Annotated in this window: 7 protein-coding genes; 2 read left to right on the plus strand and 5 right to left on the minus strand. The window is 33.7% G+C overall.

The features are described 5' to 3' along the window. Nucleotides 1-268: 268 nt before the first annotated feature. From FTV34_RS15960 to mobQ, 3 genes are all read right to left on the minus strand, one after another. Nucleotides 269-556: a hypothetical protein gene (locus FTV34_RS15960; RefSeq protein WP_004728627.1), complete on the minus strand. Its 288-nt coding sequence runs from the start codon at nucleotides 554-556 to the stop codon at nucleotides 269-271. Continuing rightward, on the minus strand, nucleotides 553-1,503 hold the full coding sequence (locus FTV34_RS15965; RefSeq protein WP_004728629.1) for a replication initiation protein: 951 nt from the start codon (nucleotides 1,501-1,503) through the stop codon (nucleotides 553-555). Before FTV34_RS15965 ends, FTV34_RS15960 begins: the two co-directional genes overlap by 4 nt. Before the next feature lie 682 nt (nucleotides 1,504-2,185). Then, on the minus strand, nucleotides 2,186-3,838 hold the full coding sequence (gene mobQ / locus FTV34_RS15970) for a MobQ family relaxase (protein WP_119065101.1): 1,653 nt from the start codon (nucleotides 3,836-3,838) through the stop codon (nucleotides 2,186-2,188). A gap of 211 nt (nucleotides 3,839-4,049) precedes the next feature. On the opposite strand from mobQ, the gene FTV34_RS15975 reads away from it, so the two are divergent. Then, a complete protein-coding gene (locus FTV34_RS15975; protein ID WP_180070786.1) occupies nucleotides 4,050-4,352 on the plus strand; it encodes a hypothetical protein in 303 nt (100 codons plus the stop codon). 61 nt (nucleotides 4,353-4,413) lie between these two features. Here the strand turns inward: FTV34_RS15975 and FTV34_RS15980 are convergent, their stop codons facing one another. Beyond that, complete coding sequence (locus FTV34_RS15980) at nucleotides 4,414-4,677, minus strand: Txe/YoeB family addiction module toxin (protein WP_000184943.1); 264 nt, start codon at nucleotides 4,675-4,677, stop codon at nucleotides 4,414-4,416. Continuing rightward, nucleotides 4,664-4,927, minus strand: coding sequence for a type II toxin-antitoxin system Phd/YefM family antitoxin (locus FTV34_RS15985; protein ID WP_000557944.1), 264 nt, complete (start codon nucleotides 4,925-4,927; stop codon nucleotides 4,664-4,666). The genes FTV34_RS15980 and FTV34_RS15985 overlap by 14 nt, the downstream gene beginning before the upstream one ends. Nucleotides 4,928-5,099: 172 nt before the next feature. On the opposite strand from FTV34_RS15985, the gene FTV34_RS15990 reads away from it, so the two are divergent. Beyond that, nucleotides 5,100-5,762 carry a hypothetical protein gene (locus FTV34_RS15990; protein ID WP_057692831.1) on the plus strand — a complete coding sequence of 221 codons (663 nt, stop codon included), beginning with the start codon at nucleotides 5,100-5,102 and terminating at the stop codon, nucleotides 5,760-5,762. Nucleotides 5,763-5,899: the final 137 nt, after the last annotated feature.

The raw sequence follows: 5,899 nt of genomic DNA on the forward strand, positions 1-5,899 counted from the left end.
ATGATAACTTTACTGTTAAAAGAAGTCTAGACAACCTTGTTTTATGCTTGGATATAAGGCTTATTTTAAAATAATAGTAGTGAAGATTTTCTAAAATTAACATAATACACCTTATACGAAATACTGTTTTTTATTCGATATAAATCATAAACTTATACTAAGACGTTCCAGGGTTCAGCGCACTGGAACGGCTTTTTTGTGACTATTCACGTTCCACGCCTATTCTTTGATCAATGTTTCACGGTTTTAATTAAATAAACTGAATAATTCAATCTGCACGATTTAAGCGATTATCTTGAATAAGATCATCCAATTTATCTTCTAAATCTTCAATCTTATATTTGAGCGATAAAATAGAATTTTTTAAACGCTCATTTTCAGGAGCATCAGGATTTTTTAATTGATTAAAAATTTCTAATAATTCGTTGCGATTAGTGCTTAACCTTTCAATGTCACTTTCAATAGCCATTCTTGGTGTCCACAGAGCAAGTAAACTTTGCTCATAGTCTTTGAGTTCTTGATGGCTCATTGCATCTAATTCAGCTCTAGTTTTCATGGTTTAAAATCCGTCTTGCTATGAAGAGCTTTAAAAATCCGCTTTGCTGTTTCCTCTCTTACACTTTTCGGATCTCGTAAGATGCCACTAATCCAAAGGGCAAAACTAGGATAGTCCTGGAAGTTACTTAGGTCTGATAGCTCAGAAAGTTTAGATAAAATAGCACTGTACTTGTTAATTTGAGCATCAGACAGGTTGCAGAATATATCTATTGTTTTTGGATCTCGCTCAGGAGCTATTAATTTTGGCTTAGATTTTTCTTTCACAGTGAACTTAAAGCCGACAACAGAACGTCCTTTTTTAACTGGACTATAGTCAACTGTTACATCGGTAAATTCATTAATTTCATCTAATGAGCTCTTCAAAACTCTTCGTTTTAAGTTCCTCAAATCTCTATAAGATTCTGGTAAACCAAACTCTGTAAACATTTCATCTAGCGTTAATTCAAAGCCATTTTTTGCCTGATTTTTTTTCGCTAAATGGTAAAAGTCTATTGAGTAGTCTTTTTTTAATTTTAGAACTACATCTTTTTTATAACGAGTGTATGGATTGTATTTATCTAAAATTTTCAACATCACCAAAACAATAGATGTAAACCTTAAAGATATCCCTGCATCTTCATAAGTAGCATCAATTACCCAGTTAGAGTAGACCTTTTTCCCCCTATCATTAACGTATGAAAAGGACCGATCTACTAGTTTTTTTGACGCATTTTCAATTTGTTTATAAGCAGAATTGACTTTGATACCACAGTCATCAGCAAATTGTTGAGCAGATATTAAGATTTGATCTTGTTCACTTGCATCGATATTTCTAGCAATCGGAGAAGCCATAATTAAAATTCTTTTTTCATCTACAGACATGCTTTTAAAGCATTCAGTAACTTTGTTTTGAATAGCCATTGTTGTTACTGGATAAGATTTATCATAACTATTTTCTTTATTCATTCAGATATCAAACCTTATAAAAAATGAACATGATTTTTGTACCCTTATGAGAAAACAATGTACACCAATAAACATAAGGGTACAATAATTTATTTGTACCCTTTATCATGCTATTTGTACCCTTTAATCATGCTATTTGTACCCTTTTAAACGATAAAATCATGCTATTTGTACCCTTTATCATGCTATTTGTACCCTTTTAACGCTTGAAACTATTGCTACATAAGGCTTTCAGAAGGTCTAAAAGCTTTTAAAAGCTTTTTAAAAGAATAAAAGGGAATTTATTTCCAAAGTGAGTTATTAAAACTGCCCTTGGTACTCGCTAAAGCTCGTACTCTATTGAAGCTCGTTTCACTCGCTTCGTGGGGGCAGTTTTTTGCATATATGATCAAGGATTCAAAAAGCAAAACATGAATAATGCATTCGCTATGCTCATGCTTTTTGACGAGCAAAAGCATCAATACTTCGCTCGTAGACACTCGCTAATCACTGTCCCCAGTAATTCAATAAAAAACGGTTTTTCAGAGGGGGAATAAGCAACCTTTCGTTGTGTCGCTCGTAGACACTCGCTAAAAGGCTCTCATTTGCGTTTTAAGCGATTTTATTTTTATCAACTATAGTTTTACTGTATTTCTATCAAAAGTCGCTAAAACCCCCGTTTTTTTGCGCTTAAATGGGATTGCTAAGGCGTGTAGTCATGGTTATTGTCATTTTCTGGCTTTTTAGGCTCATTTCTCTGCTGTTTTTCTTGTTCTTGGCGTCTTAAAAATGCCAAATGTTCTTGTTGCTCTCGTTCTTGTGCATAGCGTTGTTCTTGTTGCTCTCGTTCTTTAAGTAACTGCTGTTCTCTAGATTCACGATCTTTTCGGTCGTTTTCGAGCTGTATTGCTATTTTTTGGGAAAACTCTTGCTGCGCTTCGGTCTCAATTTTTTTTGTAAAAGCCGCATGCAATTCTTGGATTTTTAGATCTTCCATTTCTTCTGCATATAGTCGCTTTTGTTTTTCACCATTTTGAGGACTAAAGTATTTATTTCCATAGTTATCTTCTTCAAATATATAACTATTTATGATCTCCAGTCTTTGATCGCGTACATACTCTTGATACTCAGTTTCTCTGCGTGATATTTCAGAAATTTGATGATCTATATTTGAAATTTGATCATTAAGTTTTCGTTGTTTAACAGTGATGTTCGGTTCGTCAAGTTTTGCAAAAGACTTTTTAGGCTGGAGCAGCTGATTTTCTTCTGTCCATTTATTTAAATGATCAGAATATCTCTCTTTTTTTTCTATTTCACTAAGACCAGAAATATGCTTTTGGATGTCTAGTTGGGTGTTGTGTTGGTCGATCAGGTCATTTATTTGATTGATCCATTTTGTTTTAAAAAATAAAGGCTCTTTTTTGCGTAGTTCTGATATTGCAGAACTCATCGTGTCTAATTTTGTTGTTAATTTTGATAATTCTTCATTTTGGAATTCATAAAGTTTCTGAGAAGTTTTTTCTGAATACTCAGCTTGAGAGTATTGAAACTGAAGCTCACTTCGTACTTTTTGAACAAGATCCTCAGATACTTTGATGTTTTCATCCAGTGCGATGACCTTTTTGATTTTTAAATTACGTAGCTTAATTTCATCATTTTTCAGACTAATTTCTGTAAATATTCCTCGTCTCCGGAGGTATGTCGCTTGAGGACCTTCGTGCTGAGTTGCTTCTAGGTCACTTTCCTGGTCTTCATAACTTCTGTGATCGACACGTTCATCAAATCCATTTTGTTCCAGGTGATGATTGCATAACTCTGCAAATGATTCTCTCCAGTGGCTTACAGTTTCTGTGCCATTGTCACGACTGAAGTCCCTATATTTTTTTGCTGAAAAGCCACCCTGCTCATTAATACTTCGGGTTGTGAACATGATGTGTGCATGGTAGTTGCGTTCATCACTTCCACTGTCTGTATGAGGTGCATGAATAGCAGCATCAACGATGACACCGTATTTTTTAACGAGGTTTCGGCAAAGTTCATTGAGCATATTTTCACGCTGTTCAGCGTTTAACTCACTGGGAAATGCAATCTCAAACTCTCTTGCAAGTAATGCATCTTTTCTACGTTCAACCTTTTCGACTTCATTCCAAAGTGTTTGGCGCTTGAGTAACTCAGTATTTGTATTTTCAGGTGCATAGATTTTTGTAAATTCGACACCAGTTTTTCTTGTGTAGTCTTGTTCTTTTCCATAAAAATCGCATACCAATTTTTCACTTGAACGATATGCAGCACAAGCAACGGCCGATCGTCCATTACCTCTACTAATCGTTTTAACTGAAAAATGATATATCGCCATTTTGCTTTTGCTCTTTATTTCGATTTATCGAAATTACCAACATGTATATGTTGGTCAGGGGATTACAAAGGGGATTTACCCCTTGTCGCACCATTGGATGAAATCCAATGGCTAAGTGCGCCCTTCGGGAAAACCACGATAGCATGGGCTGTCTTGAATTTCAATTCAAACAGACCTATGCTTGAGGGGGATTCCTTGAGATGGTGATGGTATGAGTGTTGAAACTTTAGAGCAAAAAATTGCAAAGCAAGAAGAACGATTAAGACAACTAAAAGCACAAAAACAAGCTATTGCTGCTCGTGAAAAAAAGAAAGTTTCTGATCGACAAAGAAAAGATGATACTAGACGTAAAATTCTACTGGGAGCTTGGGTTCTAAACAAACTGAAAAATGATGAATCTTTTAAGGGTCAACTAACCGATTTTGAAAAGTTTTTAAGCACGGAAAGTAAGACTGAAGAAAATAGGCAGAAAGATAAAGATCTTTTTAATGGCGTTATATGGAATAACACCTAAATTTCGCATATGAGATTTTGTATTAAATAAAAAAACAATCCCCTAAAAATAGGGGATCTTGTTAGTAATGGAATCGACATTGAATTATAGAGATTCGTTCATCTGTCACTTCATAAACTAATCTATGCTTTTCATCAATCCTACGACTCCAAAATCCTGAAAGATTAGCTTTTAAAGGTTCTGGTTTTCCTGTTCCTTCAAAAGGTGTTCGCTGACATTCTTTGATTAAGGTATTAATACGCTTAAGTATCTTTTTATCCTGTGTCTGCCAATAGATATATTCATCCCAGGCATTATCAGTCCATTCGACGTTACGATTCGTCATCCTCAATCAACTCTCTGTGTTTTGTTTTCCCTGCACGTAATTGAGCAATTGATTCATTTAAACGACTTGCATTATTTGGAGATGAAAGGAGATATAACGTTTCCATTAAGCTATCGTAATGATCTTGTCCCATTACTACAGCATGGCCACCTTCTTTTCTTGTAATAAAAGCAACGTCTACATCATCAATTACTTTATCTAAAACAGATTTTAAATTGTTACGTGCGTCCGTATATGTAAATACATGCATATATCTATCCCTCATAGGGTAAGCTGCGTCAAAACGCTGCTAGCTAGACTACCTAGGCGGTAGTGATTGAAACTTTACAATCCTAAATGTACAGAATCCTGTACATATTGTCAATTTCGTATAACCACCATTATGTTAAATTATGGTCTATTCATTAAATAACGGGGACTTCATGAACAAATTAATATACTTCATCATTCTTAATATTCTTTTAATTGGTTCTGTTTATGCTGAAAAAAATAAATTTTTAAATATGGCTCAAAGTAAAGTAAAGCAGGAAATGAAAGATCCTGACTCTACAAAGTTTCAAAATTTAAGGGAAATCAAAAATTCTGTTGGTGAGAGTGTGGTTTGTGGTGAAGTAAATGCTAAAAATTCCTATGGAGGATATGTTGGATATCATTTATTTTCGTATAGTCCGGATGGGGTTGTAATTTTAAATTCACCAAAAGATAGCGATTATTATAGAAATAAGTTTATTTATGACAAATCTGGCTGTGCAGGTGAAAAAGAAGAATTTTTAGCTCGAAATAAAGATATGTTCAAAAATTACTGTTTGGTTGCATATGACCTTTTTACAGACGTAATAGTAAATAATAAAACGAATTTAGATGCTATTACTTATGCCATGAGTAATTATCAAAAATATAATTTGAGTGTTTTTAATAATGATCTAGATAAAGCAAAAACAGATTTATTAGCAAATTTGGAACAAGTATTACAATCTAAAGAGACTGTAAAAAAAATTAAAAAAGATAAAAACGGAATGTTTAAAGCTCAATATATGTTTATTTGTCCTATAAGCATGGAAAAAAAATATATTTTTGAAAAGTAATGAAAAGAGAAAATTATTGAGTTTTCCTACAATTAACATAATACACGTTATACGAATTCCCAAGGCATGGCTTTTAGTCATGCTTTTTTTATCAAAAGACTATACCTGAATGATAGCGAGCCAAATCGCATACAATA

Source organism: Acinetobacter sp. YH16038 (assembly GCF_013417275.1).
Classification (GTDB): Bacteria; Pseudomonadota; Gammaproteobacteria; order Pseudomonadales; family Moraxellaceae; genus Acinetobacter.